Origin of the sequence: Exiguobacterium sp. KRL4, assembly GCF_001870785.1 — a bacterium.
Classification (GTDB): domain Bacteria; phylum Bacillota; class Bacilli; order Exiguobacteriales; family Exiguobacteriaceae; genus Exiguobacterium_A.
The window spans coordinates 15,215-28,759 of record NZ_MOLV01000026.1 but is presented as its reverse complement, the minus strand read 5'-3'; the positions used below and the strand labels follow the sequence as shown (position 1 = coordinate 28,759).

13 protein-coding genes and 1 pseudogene are annotated in these 13,545 nt (G+C 48.7%); 5 read left to right on the top strand and 9 right to left on the bottom strand.

Annotated features, from left to right (window positions below; genetic code table 11):
- Positions 1–103 precede the first annotated feature (103 nt).
- Together BLD48_RS12955 and BLD48_RS12950 are read left to right on the top strand one after the other, a co-directional pair.
- Positions 104–1,138, top strand: a complete 1,035-nt coding sequence (locus tag BLD48_RS12955) for a DUF2332 domain-containing protein (protein WP_071500581.1) — start codon at positions 104–106, stop codon at positions 1,136–1,138.
- Positions 1,139–1,196: 58 nt separating this feature from the next.
- Positions 1,197–1,403 (top strand): annotated as a pseudogene (locus tag BLD48_RS12950) (NAD(P)H:quinone oxidoreductase, type IV); the annotation flags it as partial.
- A gap of 44 nt (positions 1,404–1,447) precedes the next feature.
- On the opposite strand, the gene BLD48_RS12945 reads toward BLD48_RS12950, so the two are convergent.
- Entirely contained in the window at positions 1,448–3,886 is a 2,439-nt protein-coding gene (locus BLD48_RS12945; RefSeq protein ID WP_071500579.1) for an ATP-binding protein, read from the bottom strand.
- Between the two features lie 257 nt (positions 3,887–4,143).
- On the opposite strand from BLD48_RS12945, the gene BLD48_RS16420 reads away from it, so the two are divergent.
- On the top strand, positions 4,144–4,317 hold the full coding sequence (locus tag BLD48_RS16420; RefSeq protein ID WP_201723155.1) for a hypothetical protein: 174 nt from the start codon (positions 4,144–4,146) through the stop codon (positions 4,315–4,317).
- A 55-nt stretch (positions 4,318–4,372) separates the two neighbouring features.
- On the opposite strand, the gene BLD48_RS12940 is transcribed toward BLD48_RS16420, so the two are convergent.
- The gene (locus tag BLD48_RS12940) at positions 4,373–5,386 is read right to left on the bottom strand and encodes a zinc-binding alcohol dehydrogenase family protein (protein WP_071500613.1); all 1,014 of its coding nucleotides are present in this window, start codon (positions 5,384–5,386) and stop codon (positions 4,373–4,375) included.
- Positions 5,387–5,568: 182 nt separating this feature from the next.
- Between BLD48_RS12940 and BLD48_RS12935 the strand changes: the two genes are divergently transcribed.
- Positions 5,569–6,006, top strand: a complete 438-nt coding sequence (locus BLD48_RS12935; RefSeq protein WP_071500578.1) for a hypothetical protein — start codon at positions 5,569–5,571, stop codon at positions 6,004–6,006.
- 50 nt (positions 6,007–6,056) lie between these two features.
- Here BLD48_RS12935 and BLD48_RS12930 read toward each other — a convergent pair whose 3' ends face one another.
- The 4 genes from BLD48_RS12930 to BLD48_RS12915 all read right to left on the bottom strand — a co-directional run bounded on the left by BLD48_RS12930 (position 6,057) and on the right by BLD48_RS12915 (position 9,163).
- The gene (locus BLD48_RS12930) at positions 6,057–6,560 is read right to left on the bottom strand and encodes a PCYCGC motif-containing (lipo)protein (RefSeq protein ID WP_236630028.1); all 504 of its coding nucleotides are present in this window, start codon (positions 6,558–6,560) and stop codon (positions 6,057–6,059) included.
- A gap of 91 nt (positions 6,561–6,651) precedes the next feature.
- On the bottom strand, positions 6,652–7,569 hold the full coding sequence (locus BLD48_RS12925; protein WP_071500576.1) for a metal ABC transporter substrate-binding protein: 918 nt from the start codon (positions 7,567–7,569) through the stop codon (positions 6,652–6,654).
- Positions 7,566–8,426: a metal ABC transporter permease gene (locus BLD48_RS12920; RefSeq protein WP_201723154.1), complete on the bottom strand. Its 861-nt coding sequence runs from the start codon at positions 8,424–8,426 to the stop codon at positions 7,566–7,568. The genes BLD48_RS12925 and BLD48_RS12920 overlap by 4 nt, the downstream gene beginning before the upstream one ends.
- Positions 8,423–9,163 carry a metal ABC transporter ATP-binding protein gene (locus tag BLD48_RS12915; protein ID WP_071500575.1) on the bottom strand — a complete coding sequence of 247 codons (741 nt, stop codon included), beginning with the start codon at positions 9,161–9,163 and terminating at the stop codon, positions 8,423–8,425. The genes BLD48_RS12920 and BLD48_RS12915 overlap by 4 nt, the downstream gene beginning before the upstream one ends.
- Before the next feature lie 232 nt (positions 9,164–9,395).
- Here BLD48_RS12915 and mgtE point away from each other — a divergent pair, with 232 nt between their 5' ends.
- The gene (mgtE, locus tag BLD48_RS12910; RefSeq protein WP_071500574.1) at positions 9,396–10,748 is read left to right on the top strand and encodes a magnesium transporter; all 1,353 of its coding nucleotides are present in this window, start codon (positions 9,396–9,398) and stop codon (positions 10,746–10,748) included.
- A 79-nt stretch (positions 10,749–10,827) separates the two neighbouring features.
- On the opposite strand, the gene BLD48_RS12905 is transcribed toward mgtE, so the two are convergent.
- From BLD48_RS12905 to BLD48_RS12895, 3 genes are all read right to left on the bottom strand, one after another.
- Positions 10,828–12,399, bottom strand: coding sequence for a glycosyltransferase (locus BLD48_RS12905; RefSeq protein WP_143082944.1), 1,572 nt, complete (start codon positions 12,397–12,399; stop codon positions 10,828–10,830).
- A 162-nt stretch (positions 12,400–12,561) separates the two neighbouring features.
- Positions 12,562–13,194, bottom strand: a complete 633-nt coding sequence (locus tag BLD48_RS12900) for a hypothetical protein (RefSeq protein WP_071500572.1) — start codon at positions 13,192–13,194, stop codon at positions 12,562–12,564.
- Positions 13,195–13,208: 14 nt separating this feature from the next.
- Positions 13,209–13,535 carry a potassium channel family protein gene (locus tag BLD48_RS12895; protein WP_071500571.1) on the bottom strand — a complete coding sequence of 109 codons (327 nt, stop codon included), beginning with the start codon at positions 13,533–13,535 and terminating at the stop codon, positions 13,209–13,211.
- Between the last annotated feature and the right edge of the window lie 10 nt (positions 13,536–13,545).

Here is a 13,545-nt window from a genome sequence, read left to right as displayed (position 1 = left end):
TTCCCCTGTTACAGGCGGAAGAGTTTTTTTTGATGTCGGAAACAGGGGTTTGGAATGATTTAGGGAATATTAAGATGGATAATGAAAAAAGGGGGAACGATTCATGACAGAAACAGAACTAGCCCAACGCTTTCAGACCTTTGCCGAACGGGAGTGCCGAAATTCGAGTCCGTTGTATGAATATTTATCGCTCGAAATTGCACAGGATCCGGCGATTCTTGAACTGTGCCGGCATGCACGCGACGGGCAACCGGTTCCGAATCTCCTGTTTGGTGCCGTCCACTATCTGTTGCTGAAAGGGGTCAATCATCCGCTCGCCGCGTACTATCCGAGCGTGACGAAACAGCCAAAACCCTTTGTGGATTCCTTCGCAGACTTTCAGTCATTTTGTCAGACCTACGAAACGGACCTGATTCCATTGCTCGCGCAACGACTCGTCCAAACGAACGAGGTCCGGCGCTGTACGTATCTGTATCCGGTCTTCAGCCAGATCCACCAGCAGACTAAGCGACCACTCGCGTTACTTGAAATCGGGACGAGTGCCGGCTTGCAACTGTTGTTCGATCAATACAGCTACGATTATGGAAACGGGGAAGTCGTCGGAAATCCATCATCACGCCTTCAGTTGACATCAGTCATCGAAGGGACGGAAACGCCGGCTATGGCACAAACACCGCCGCCGGTCACAAGTCGGATCGGACTTGATCTGAACATCGTCGACTTGAAAGATGCGGATGAACAACTCTGGCTGAAAGCGTTGATTTGGACGGAACACCACGAGCGGCTCGCGATGTTCGAGTCGGCTGCCCGGTACGTCGAAGAGTTCCCGCTGGAGCTGGTCGAAGGGGACGGAGTTCGACTGTTGCCGCACTATGCAGCAGATACACCGGACGACAGTATCCTCTGTATTTTCCATACGCATGTCGCGAACCAGATGCCGCTCGCGGTCAAAAAAGAACTGTTGCAGGTCGTCGAAGAAATCGGGCGGACGCGGAATCTCTATCACGTTTATAATAACGTCCAGGACCGTTACCTGCATCTGGATGCCTACATCGACGGTGTCTTGACGGAACAGACGATTGCTGAAACGGATGGACATGGTCGCTGGTTCAAATGGCTCGTGACACAAGAAGTGTGAAATCCTCTTGAATTCAAGGGAAATGTGTTGCTTTATCCAAAAAACGGGAAAAGACGACTTGTACATCCATACATCAATGTTCCATTGGGGTGCGATCGTCGCAGCACCAGGCTACTCGGATCCGGTCCTGTTCGCAGCAGGCGGTAATCCATACGGGACGACGGTGACCGTCGATCAAGACGGCAACATGGTCGAGTCCGTTGAACCGGCTGTTCGTCACCAAGCGAAGCGCACGGTGGACATTGCAAGTCGAATCAAAGGATAATCAAAAAAACGCGTCAGTCCCATCAGGAACTGGCGCGGTTTTGCTTATAGCGGTTGTGGTGGATTTAGAGGCAACTCGACCGTAAACGTCGATCCTTGTCCTTCGATGGATTCGACATGAATCTCGCCGTCGTGGGCCCGGGCGATTTCACGACAGATCGAGAGACCAAGTCCTGTCCCGCCAATCTTACGGGTATCGGAATTATCAACCCGATAAAACTTCTGGAACAGTTCGGTCATCGCAGAAGCGGGAATCCCGATTCCATGATCGGTTATCGCAATCGTCACATGATGATCATGTTCGGCCAATCGAATTTCAATCGGTCCACCTGCTGGTGAATACTTAATGGCATTGTTGATCAGGTTTCCGAACAACTGACGGATTTTCTTCGAGTCACCCTGGATGATTTGAACCGGAACATCCGAGAGAATCTGAATGTCATGGGCAGAGGAAGACAGACTATGGAGTTGCTTCAAGTCTTTTATCATCGGAATCAAGTCGAACGGCTCAAACGTATACTCTTGATGGTTCGCCTCCATCCGTTGGAGATCAAGGAAATCGTTGATCAAGAGTGACAACCGTTCCGTTTCCGAATGGACGGCTGCTAAATATTTCTTTTGCCGCTGTGGTGGTAAATCTCGCTGGATCATCAATTCCGTGAATCCGTAAATCGAGGAAAGAGGTGTCCGCAATTCATGCGAAATCGTCGAGACCAGTTCATTTTTGATGCGATCGACTTCGACCTCGTTCGTCACGTCACGCAGAACAAGGAGAATGCCCCGGAATTTTCCACCATAGTGGATTTCTTCCGAATACGTCTTGATGAACCGCTTCTCCCGATCAATCGAAAACGTAATCCCTTCACCCGTTTCCCGATGGACGAAGGTTTGGCGTAAGTAGCGCTCGAATTCAGGTAATTGATCGACTTGGTACTTCAGACTCGTAATGGACTCATCGACTTCGATCAACCATTCTGCTTTTGAGTCCGTGGCAGACGGATGATCAAATAAATCAAGTAACGGACGGTTGATCAGTTGCATCGGTCCGTCCGGTTCGATATAGAGGATGGACTCCCGGATGGAGTTTAACAGGCGAGCCGATTTTTCACGTTCCCGGCCAATCTCGTCAAACGTCCGCATCCGCAGTAATGATAACGCGAGCTGACGTGCGAAGGCGGCCAATTCTTCCTGTTCTTGAAGGTCAAACGGACGATGGAGACGCATCAGATAGATATAAGCAATGATTTCATTTGTACTTGCGTCAAGCACTGGTGTGACGGCAAACGATCGTTCCGCAAATTGTGCGGTGTGCGGCACTCTGTCTTTTCGTGCTTTACGGATCACAGGTTCAATCGTAGAAATCAGTTCATCCTGTTCCTGTTCTGTCATCGCGTGTGAAATGATATTCGTGACCGTCGTACCTTCTTTAAAGATCAACGAACCATTCGTTGAGTCAGTGATTTCGACCATTTTTTCAATGACGGCCGGGTAAGCCGTCACGGTATCACGGGACGCAAGTGTCTCGGTCAGTTGATTCCGGATTTTTAAATGTGCCTCGTTGCGTAACGTCAATTGCAGGGCCTGTTCCAAATTATCATTCGACGACATCAGCCGATATTTATTGTCGGTCAGAGCTGTTGCCATCTGATGGAACGATTTACTCAGTTCTCCGATTTCGTCTGTTCGACTAATCGGAATCAATGGTGCCGTATGTTGTCCTTGCGCAAGGAGTTTACTTTCTTTACTCAATAGCTGAATCTGTCGTGTCGTTCGCTCGATGAACGGACGGATGATCAACAGGATGACGAAGAAAAGGACCAGGAGGTTGATGAGCCAAATCCATTCCGCATATTTCGTTTGTTTGACCAGCTTGTCCTTAGCCATCATTTCTTTTGCTTGCAGATCAGTCCGATAATTCGTAAACACACTCTCCATCGTATTGACGCTTTGGCGCATCGTCTCACTATCGGACGCATTCATCTTGAACTTCCGATTCGGATCGCGTTTCACTTGCGGCATCATCGATTTCAGGCTGGGCATTTGGAGGAAGGCTTCGTCAACGGTTCCGTCCTGCTTGGCTTTGACATATTTGATCAGGCTTGGCATCACGAACGTCGTGTACGATGTATAAAGTGCGCGGACATCGGACGCATAGAGTTGATCGGCCCGGTACGTACCATTTTTTTCGAACCACTTCGTTTCTTTTTCAAGAGCCGCCGTTTTTTCCTCAACGAGATCAAGCACGGCATCGTCACCAAAGACGATGTACCCACGCATCTCATATTGTAAGGACTGCCAGTTATCCCACAAGGTCGTGGCGCGTTCTTGTCGTTCGCTGATGGCATCTAAACTTTTTTTGGCATCCATTACTTGATGATTCGTATAAAAGTATGCTGCGATCGAAGAAACAGAAAGCGTAATCAGTATTAGGTAGAAAGCAGACATGATTTGTCGACTTATTTTTTGATTAAACCATTTTCTCATATAGATTATGGATACTCCTTTGCTTCAGCGTGCTCAATAATAGATGTAACTATTATACTTATTTCTTACCGTAATCGTACATTTTTTAGACTCGAAAATACAGTGTTATTAGAAAATTATCTTAAATACAAGAAATTCATACCAAAAAGTGCTCGGGACTGTTTGAAAGTGCAAAATCCAATTCATGCATGAGTACTTCGAAATCAGGGAAAGACGAAATACATGGTCGGAATTTCCAAATGACAGGGGGAGTAAAGATGAACTATCGGTTTTTAGCCGTATTGTTTGCAGCGGATGCTGCGATCCTGATTGTCGGTGGGATGTTGTTGCGGGATACGTTTTCATATGCGCCACTGATCGGTTGGGCGGGAGGGTTGTTGTCCTTGTTTGCAGCAATCGTTTTTTCAATGAAACGCCGAAACACCCCTTAACTTAAAAAACAGTTCTTCCTTCTGATGTATTCATCGAAGGAAGAACTGTTTTTAGTTACTGTTGCTCGACGACGATTTTCCCGATTGTCTTGCCACTTTCGACAAGTCGGTGCGCTTCTTTTAAGTTGGCTGCATTCAGACCGATTAATGTCTGGGTGACGGTCGTCTCAAGGGTTTCTTCATCAAGCCAGGTCGCGACTTGTGTCAGAATTTCATGTTGCCGGATCATGTCCGGTGTCTCGAATAAGGAACGGGTGAACATGAATTCCCAAACAAATGTCGCACTTTTTTGTTGCAATGCACTCAAGTCGAGTTTCTGGTCCGTTTCGACGATACTGCAAATCATGCCTTGAGGCGCGATGACGTCGACCATCGCGTCAAAATGCTGATCGGTCGCATTCAGACAGAAGATATAGTCGACATGATCATACCCAAGCTGCTCCAGTTGCTGGCGAAAGTCTTCGTGATGATTGATCGTGTGATGGGCGCCATGGGCTTTTGCCCAGTCGATGGTTTCCGGTCGGGAAGCCGTCCCGATGACGGTCAGACCGGCCTTGTTCGCGAGTTGTGTCGCAATCGATCCGACACCGCCTGCTGCCCCGATGATCAGAATCGTCTTCTCGAGATTTGATTTGGCATCAAACGTCAGGTGGAGACGATCCGTCAATGCTTCATACGCCGTCAAGGCCGTCAGTGGAAGGGCTGCCGCCTCACTAAATGTCAGACGGGCTGGTTTTTTAGCGACGATCCGTTCATCAACAAGTTGGAAAGCACTGTTGGAACCAGGACGATTGATCGCACCGGCATAATACACTTCGTCACCAACGGAAAAAAACGAAGCCTGATCACCGACTTCGACGACGATGCCAGCTGCGTCGTAACCGATGATTTTTGGTTCAGCCTCATCCGAACCATGAGCACGGACTTTCGTATCGACCGGATTGATCGAGACGGCTTTGACTTCAACCAGTACATCGCGTCCTTGCGCGGCAGGACACTCGATTTCGATATCGATCAAACTGTTTGCTTCTTTGATGGGTAGATGTTGCTGGAAACCGATTGCTTTCATTTGCGACACGGATCATCATCCTTTCAAAATAAGTATCTTTGAAACTGTTCCACGCGCCTTCGAAAACGAAACCCCCTCTAAAACTAAAAAACGGATTTCCTTCCTGCTCAACGATCCATTTCATTTGGGAATTTGTGGTAAAATGGATGGCGTATCTACTACTGAATAAGGAGTCGAATCGTATGCATGATGTCATTTCCTTTCCAGCCGCCCCGACGCAATCCCTCATTGAACGATACCTGGTCCATGCCCATCCGTATCCTCGCTCCTACCAGCCGGCGAAGTTGATTGCTTTACGACGGGAACAAGGCGTCATGAACCGTCTGTATCGAACAGAGCGGGAATTGATCCTTCGTCCAAGAGAATTGATTGCTCCACAAGTGCAACGTTTGTCGATGAAGCAACAAGAACGTTTGTCGCGCTATATTGAAGCGCGGCGAAGCAGTTTTGGTTTTGATGAAGCCGAGACCTATAAGTTTTATCTGCTCGAAGTGGCCTATGAATTGCGTCACCTTCCTCGAACGAGTCAGCCGATCCGTTCGCATACGTATTATCAACTCGAGGAATTGCTTTCCGGCAAACCGTTTGTCCTCCACGCGACCGCTTGTTCAAGGCAATAAGTCCAGTGCAAAAAAGCTGTTTCGACGTTGAGGTCGAAACAGCTTTTGATTTAGAGAGCGGGAGTGGGAGTTGGTGTCGCACCCGTCTTGGCGTACGTCGTATCGATGTCATCCCGAATCTGTTTGATCGGTGTGCCTTGTTGATAGGCGACGATCGATTGCGCGGCAATATCGAGGCATGTTCCGCACGTGATACCGTGTGTCGTCCACGTTGTCTGGCCACTTTCCGTCTGATCCGCGATGAAGCAGTCATAGTTACTCGTATGTCCGGCTGACTCACCGCAACCACAGTAACAGGGCATCTTTTCGAGAAGATCCTGATGTTTCGCGACAGACAGGTAAATCGTCTGGATTGAAGAATCAGTCTCTTTTAAGAACGACGGGGCGATCGTTGGTGAGCTGGTCTGTTCCAACTGATCGGTACTTGCATGTGTCGTATGTTTTGCATGATCGGTGTGTGATGCAGTTTTTTGCTCGGCCTGTCCGCAGGCAGCGAGCGTAAGACTGGCTGAAAGCGTGACGATCATCCATCCTGTTTTTCTTGGCATAGCCATTCCCCACCCTCGTCGTTTGATATCGTTCTTTTAGTATACGTCGGAGTAGCGGGGAATCGGAAAGAAACGAATGGCGATTCGATGACAGTTCTCAGCGTGTCAATTGTTGTTCGATCGTATCGAAATTGGCTTCCATCATCGTCAAGTACGTCGAGCCGTCCTGTCCTTTTGCACCAAGGGAATCCGTATAGAGCGTTCCGCCAATCGGGACACCGGTTTCACGGGAGACGGTCTCCATGCTCCGGCGGTCGACACTCGTTTCGACGAACAGAACCGGGATGTCCTGTTTCTTGATTAAATCAACGATGCGCCGGACTTGATCGGGTGTTCCTTGATTATCGGAATTGATCTCCCAGATATAGTCGGCTTTGACATCATAGGCGGAACTGAAGTACTTAAAGGCGCCTTCACTCGTGATCAGATGCCGTTGTTCTTTCGGGATGTCAGCAAAACGTTTTTTCACTTTCGTATCCAGTGTTTTTAGTTCCTCGATGTAAGTCGACGCATTTTTTTCATAGTCCGCTTTATTTGCCGGATCCTCTTTGATCAATCCGTCTTTGACGTTTTCGACGTACTGGATACCGTTACTCAAATCAAGCCAGGCGTGCGGATCGGTTTCTTGTTCTTTCCCCGCCGCCGTCAGATATTTCGGGTCGACCCCTTTACTCAGTTGATAGACCGGGTCGTCTTTCCCGTCTTTATTGGTGCTCGAACGGAGTTTGTTGAACCAGGAACCGCCGGCTTCGAGGTTTAACCCGTTATAAAAGACGACATCGGCGTCCGCCATCTTCCGGACGTCCGTCGGAAGCGGATCGTATTCGTGTGGATTGGCACCGATCTTGACCATGCTGTGGACTTCGACATGCTCACCGCCGACGACACGTGCCATATCTTCTAAGATGGAATAGGTCGTGACGACCTGCAGTTTTCCTTCGTCCGCAGAATCAGTGGAACAGCCGGCAAGTAAGACGGCGAGACCAGCCAAGGGGATGAATCGTGTAAACGTCATGTCGTGAGCTCCTTTTTAGGTGATTTCCACTTCCGAAGCAACCCGTGGCGTGGTGAAAAGATGAACACCAGTGCAAACAGGGCAGTTGCGACCAGGACGATCGAGGCGCCGGAAGAGAGATTATAGGTGAAACTAAAATACAGACCAATGATTGAAGAAAGCGTCCCGAAACCAGCCGACAGGAAAATCATCCGGGACAACCGATTCGTTAACAGGTAAGCGGTCGCAGCCGGTGTGATCAGCATCGCGACGACGAGGATGATACCGACCGTCTGGAGCGATGCGACGGTCACGAGCGTCAGCATCGTCATCAGCAGGTAATGGACCAAGCGTGTCGATAAGCCGTAAGCCGCTGCCATCGTTGGATCAAACGAGGTGACAAGTAATTCTTTATAAAACAGATAAATCGCACCGAGGACGATGATACCGATGACGAGTGTCATCCACATATCACTCGGGCGCACCGCAAGGACATTTCCGAACAAGATGTGGTACAGATCGCTGCTGCTCCGTAGAAACGAAATCAGGATGATGCCGAGGGCAAAGGCCGACGTAAACAGGATCCCGATGGCGGTATCGTTTTTGATCCGGCTGTTTTGACTGACGAACCCGATTCCGAGTGCCGTCAACAATCCTGTCGCGACGGCACCGATAAAGAAGTTGATGCCGAGTAAATAAGAAATCGCGACACCGGGTAAAACAGCATGCGAGATGGCGTCCCCCATCAAGGACATGCCACGCAAGATGATGAAGCAGCCGATGACGCCGCAGATGATGCCGACCATGACCGAGGTCACGAGGGCTTTTTGTAAGAAGTCATATTCGGTGATGGCTTGGATGAAATCGATGAAATTCATGAGGAGACCTCGACTTTCTGAAGGAAGGCAAGCGGATTGCCATAAGCGCCTTCAATCGTTTTGGCGTGTAAGACATCGGCGGGTGATCCGACCGCAATCATTCGTCGATTGAGGAGCAACAACGTATCAAAATAGTCTGCTGCCTTACTCAAATCATGGTGGACGACGACAATCGTTTTGCCTTCGTCGCGCAACGTACGTAACAAGTCGATGATGACCCGTTCGCTACCGGCATCGACACCGACAAACGGTTCGTCGAGCAGTAAGAGTTCTGCTTCTTGTGCTAAAGCACGGGCTAAAAAGACGCGTTGTTGTTGGCCACCCGACAATTCTCCGATTTGACGGTTCGCATAGTCCTGCATCCCGACCCGTTCGAGGCAAGACATGGCGAGTTGCCGGTGTTGCTTACGTGGACGCTTGAACAGCCCCAGTTTCGGATAACAGCCAATCAGGACGGCATCGAGGACACGAATCGGGAAATCCCAGTCGATGGTGCTTCGTTGCGGTACATAAGCGACACGCGTCCGAGCCTCTTTGGCCGATAACCCAAGTAAGGTGATGGTGGTAGCCTCTGACGGAATCAATCCCATGATGGCTTTGATGAAGGTTGATTTTCCGGCACCATTCGGACCGATGATCCCTACGAGTTGTCCCATCGTGAAGCGGGCGGACAGCTGTTCGAGTGCGGTCGTCTCGAAATACGAAACGGATAATCCTTCTACTTCTACTGCATACATAAGAAAAAGCTCCTTTCATACGTGAATTTTAGTGGGAAAACAAATGTTTCCCTAAGGCAAGAAAAAGACTAAAAAAATAGTTTGTCTATTGTCACGGATTATTCTTCCGACTAATAATGTTTCCTTTAGGCAAATTTTAAGGCGCAATGAAAGAAATGTCAACTGGTTTCGTAGAAGTGCTTTTGAAAGCATCGTGCTAAGATGGAAGAGGAGAAAACGTGGGGGTGGTAGGATGAGTCAGTCAGAGGAACAACAATGGAAGTTGCTGTTACTTGAGGCATTAATGAAAGAGCGGCGTGAAGACGCGCAGCAAGTGATTGAAGAAGTCTATCCATATGACTTAGCAAACTGGTACGGTGAACTGGGACCGACCGAACAAGAACGTCTGCTGCGTTATCTCGATCATGAACGTCTCGCGGACGTCATCGAGGAGTTAGAACTGGAGCAGCAGCTTGAAGTGTTGCGACGTCTTGATGTCGAACATGCAGGTCATGTGATGGACTTGATGGAAAATGATGATTTGGCGGACATACTGGAAGAATTACCAAAAGAAGAAGTCGATCGGTTACTGTCGGGTATGCGTCAGGACGAGGCATTGATTGTTCGAAACTTACTGACGTACCCGGCAGAGACGGCAGGCCGCTTGATGACGAACCGTTTCATCTGGGTAACGGATGAGTCGACGATCGGCGAAACGGTTGAGAAGATGCGGGACTATATCGAATACTCGGAGACAATCAACTACGTCTATGTCGTCAATCAGCTGAGTCAACTCGTCGGAGTCATCTCGTACCGTGATTTGATTCTCGCGAGTAACGAGGAACGGATTGCGGACGTCATGGATCAAAAAGTCATCAGTGTCTCGTCTGAGACCGATCAGGAAGACGTCGCGAAGATGTTCGAGCGTTACGACCTGGTGTCGTTACCGGTCGTCGAAGGTCAGGTCCTGGTTGGGCTGATCACCGTGGATGATGCTCTTGACGTCTTACGGGAAGAAGCAAACGAAGACATCGAAAAATTATCGGCGTCCGGTAAATCGATTGATTTTGATACAAAACCATGGACGGCGGCGACACGTCGTTTGCCTTGGCTGATTTTGCTGTTATTCATCGGACTGGTCTCGGGATCGATCATCAGTCAATTTGAAGAGACGTTATCAAAGGTTGTCGCGTTGGCCTTCTTCATGCCGATGATTGCCGGTATGACAGGGAACACGGGAACGCAGTCGCTTGCAGTCGTCGTTCGCGGATTGATCACGCGGGAAGTCGATAAGAAGGTCGTCACCCGACTGATCGTCCGGGAACTGCGGGTCGGTCTGATAATCGGTGTGACATGTGGTATCTTGATTGCGATCATCGCCTACGTATGGCAAGGTGATCCGATTCTTGGTCTCGTCGTCGGCAGCTCACTGATCATCACCTTGATTTTCGGAACGCTTGCCGGAACGATCATCCCGCTGATTCTGCACCGTCTGAACATTGACCCGGCGATTGCGTCCGGTCCACTCATTACGACATTGAACGATATCTTATCGTTACTCGTCTATTTTGGAATCGCGACGGCGTTTATCAATCGCTTGATGTAAAAAAAGTATCGTTCTGCCGGATCTGTTGAGATACGGCGGGACGATACTTTTTTGAATATTTATAGGGAAACGTCAAGCATCAGACCATGGATGAGTCGAGTTTGTCTAACAGATTCACCCAGTTGGTTTCGTACTGTTGATCGGAGAACGGTTCAAGTGCTCCAGCTGCGCGTAAACCCATCGTTCGTCGTGTTTCAGGATGCTCCATCAAGTCGATGGCGGCTTCAGCCAACTGTTGTGTCTCCCGTTTTGGGATCAGGCGTCCGGTCACGCCATCTTCGATGATTTCTGCCGGACCATAACAAATATCATAAGCAATGACGGGGATCCCGTAGCTCATGCTTTCGAGAATCGCCATCCCGAACCCTTCCGATTGGGAAGTGAAGAGTGTTGCGACTGCACCTGCGTACGCTTCTTGCATGTCGGTCACAAAGCCTTTGAAATGGATATGTTCCGTCAATTTCAGCTCTTTGATCAACGCATGCAGCTCTTTTTCGAGCGGATCATTGTATCCGAATCCATAAAAGTCCAGAAACGCATGCGGATTACGGTCAACGATCTGCCGCATGACCCGGATACTTTCCGCGACATCTTTTTTGACCTGAATCCGTGAGACGACAACAAACCGATTTGGGTTCACTACATCCGATACGATGTTGCCTGCTACTCGATTCGTAAAGGCGTGCGGAATCGAGTGAAACAGGGAATCGTGCCCAAACTTTTGAGTCATGTGAGTCGCTTGTCGTGTCGTCGCCGTGACGATGGCGCTCCATTCACCGAGTCGTTCAAACAAGGTATTCCAAACACCACTGATGGAAGCCGTCTCATCAAAAGGCGCAACAAAATGATTGCTGTGTCCGAATGCGATTTTCCGAATATCAGAGTGTGAGACATCTAATACGACCGCATCCAAATTTCGTTTAGGAAGGTTTGGTAGACGATCCCTGAATTCGGAGGACAGCAAGACGGCCGGATAGGCTGCCAACAATTGATTGAGCGCAAACGTATAAAAAGCAGCAGGGTCATTGAATTGGAGCTGTTCGTTTTTTCCGAAATAAAACAGATGACTCCAATCCCCGGAATTCATCTTGTGCCAAAGCGTTAAATAACAGGTCCCGTTGCCGTGAAGAAACTGGCGTGAGACAGGTTTGTTCGTCGTCTTGGAATAATGAATGATCTGGAACAGTTGTCCGTTTTCAAGATATTCTTCCCGTTTCAGTCGATGACGTGTATCTGAAAAATAGTCGATGAAAACAAGACGATCCATTGTATCAAAACGGACATATTGGACGTAGACGCCATTGTCAAAGACACGGTAGGAATCATTTTCCGACCGGCTTACGTCATCAAAGACGATGAAGTGCCGATTTAACCGTTTCAAGAGTCGGGATTTTGTCTGCTTCTCGTTTGCCTTCTGCTGTCCTAACGTATGGATCAGGTTCGTGACCTGGACACGCGGATTCAGAAGATTAAGCTGTACCATCTCTTCTCGGATACTGTCGATCTGAGTCTGGAGACCAAGTGTCAAAAGATGGACAGCCCGATCTGGTTCAGCAGCGGCGACCGTATTTGCCCGTTTGATGACGGCTTTGACAAGCCCGCCGCGTTTCGTGCCTAATGTATTTAAAGTGAAAAAAGTTGTTCTTTTCATGAATTTTGGCTGTCGGATAAACAATAATTTTTAGTGGGATAAAAGACAACCCTCACCTCCTGTTTGTCTTTTTGAGTGATGCCAACCTTAGCACATCTATCGAAGACAAGGAAATAAGGGGTCATACATATACTCTCGAAATTGAATCGATTTAGACTAATTTCATCTTATCCACACGGCGAGCGGACCGATATCATCAAACCCGGCTTCGAGTGCTGTGATTAATTGATCGCCGTATTCATATCCGACGAGCGGTTGCCCCGGAAAGTGGGCGGAACTGAGGCGAATGACATCATCCCAGAGCCGTTCATCCAGGTAATCCGAAGTCAGGTGGGACAAACCCGTCGTTTGTCCGTTCGAATAGGCGATAAAACCTGCTTGCTGATGCTCCGAAAAAAATAAGCGGATATCCGAACGGGCAAACAAGTTGTTCGGTAAATCTTCCGTTTCAATGAGTGTGAAAAAACGTGTTGCCTCACTTGAATTGGTCACAACGGTCCAATCGGCGGGAAGTGCCCGGCGATCAAGAATGGGACGGCGCGTAATCCATTCCGCTGTGAACAGATGGGTCATTCCGGCAAGTGAAAAATCGTAACTGGCGGTACAGTCCTTGATACTCATGACGCCAGTCAGATCGAGCTGCTGTTGATGCGCCCGGACCATCATTTCCGGATAGAGCGGCGGGACGTTACCTGTCGCTTTCCAACTGTCGAGTGTTTCCGTGATGGTACATCCGTTTAGTTCACAAATCAGGCGACACCAATCGAAGTTATTTTGAATGGCTGCTTGCCGCATCAAGACATCTCCTTTCAGTCTTCTTGTTCCTTAATCAAGACATAGGCCAGTGTGGCAATCAACGTAAGGAATAAACCACATCCGATTGTAATATAAGCCATCGTAAAGACTTTCCCGAGGGTCGTGACGGGAGCGAACGTCGGATGACCGACCGTGCTCAACGTTGTGATACAGAAATACAGCGCATCGATGACGGTTAAATTTTCCTGGGTGCTGTAAAAAATCGTTCCGGACAGCAATGTCAACAGACAAAGGATCAACAGACCGCGGAAATAAGATAACTGAAACGCGTGCCGTAATCCTTTGAATAACCGTGAAAAAATCGCAAGCATGGAAATCATCGTGAGCCTC

Bases quoted from the DNA above. Each gene is read 5' to 3' on its own strand.
- BLD48_RS12955 (WP_071500581.1), top strand. From the start codon at position 104: ATGACAGAAACAGAACTAGCCCAACGCTTTCAGACCTTTGCCGAACGG.
- BLD48_RS12945 (WP_071500579.1), bottom strand. From the start codon at position 3,886: ATGAGAAAATGGTTTAATCAAAAAATAAGTCGACAAATCATGTCTGCT.
- BLD48_RS16420 (WP_201723155.1), top strand. From the start codon at position 4,144: ATGAACTATCGGTTTTTAGCCGTATTGTTTGCAGCGGATGCTGCGATC.
- BLD48_RS12940 (WP_071500613.1), bottom strand. From the start codon at position 5,386: ATGAAAGCAATCGGTTTCCAGCAACATCTACCCATCAAAGAAGCAAAC.
- BLD48_RS12935 (WP_071500578.1), top strand. From the start codon at position 5,569: ATGCATGATGTCATTTCCTTTCCAGCCGCCCCGACGCAATCCCTCATT.
- BLD48_RS12930 (WP_236630028.1), bottom strand. From the start codon at position 6,560: ATGGCTATGCCAAGAAAAACAGGATGGATGATCGTCACGCTTTCAGCC.
- BLD48_RS12925 (WP_071500576.1), bottom strand. From the start codon at position 7,569: ATGACGTTTACACGATTCATCCCCTTGGCTGGTCTCGCCGTCTTACTT.
- BLD48_RS12920 (WP_201723154.1), bottom strand. From the start codon at position 8,426: ATGAATTTCATCGATTTCATCCAAGCCATCACCGAATATGACTTCTTA.
- BLD48_RS12915 (WP_071500575.1), bottom strand. From the start codon at position 9,163: ATGTATGCAGTAGAAGTAGAAGGATTATCCGTTTCGTATTTCGAGACG.
- mgtE (WP_071500574.1), top strand. From the start codon at position 9,396: ATGAGTCAGTCAGAGGAACAACAATGGAAGTTGCTGTTACTTGAGGCA.
- BLD48_RS12905 (WP_143082944.1), bottom strand. From the start codon at position 12,399: ATGAAAAGAACAACTTTTTTCACTTTAAATACATTAGGCACGAAACGC.
- BLD48_RS12900 (WP_071500572.1), bottom strand. From the start codon at position 13,194: ATGCGGCAAGCAGCCATTCAAAATAACTTCGATTGGTGTCGCCTGATT.
- BLD48_RS12895 (WP_071500571.1), bottom strand. From the start codon at position 13,535: ATGATTTCCATGCTTGCGATTTTTTCACGGTTATTCAAAGGATTACGG.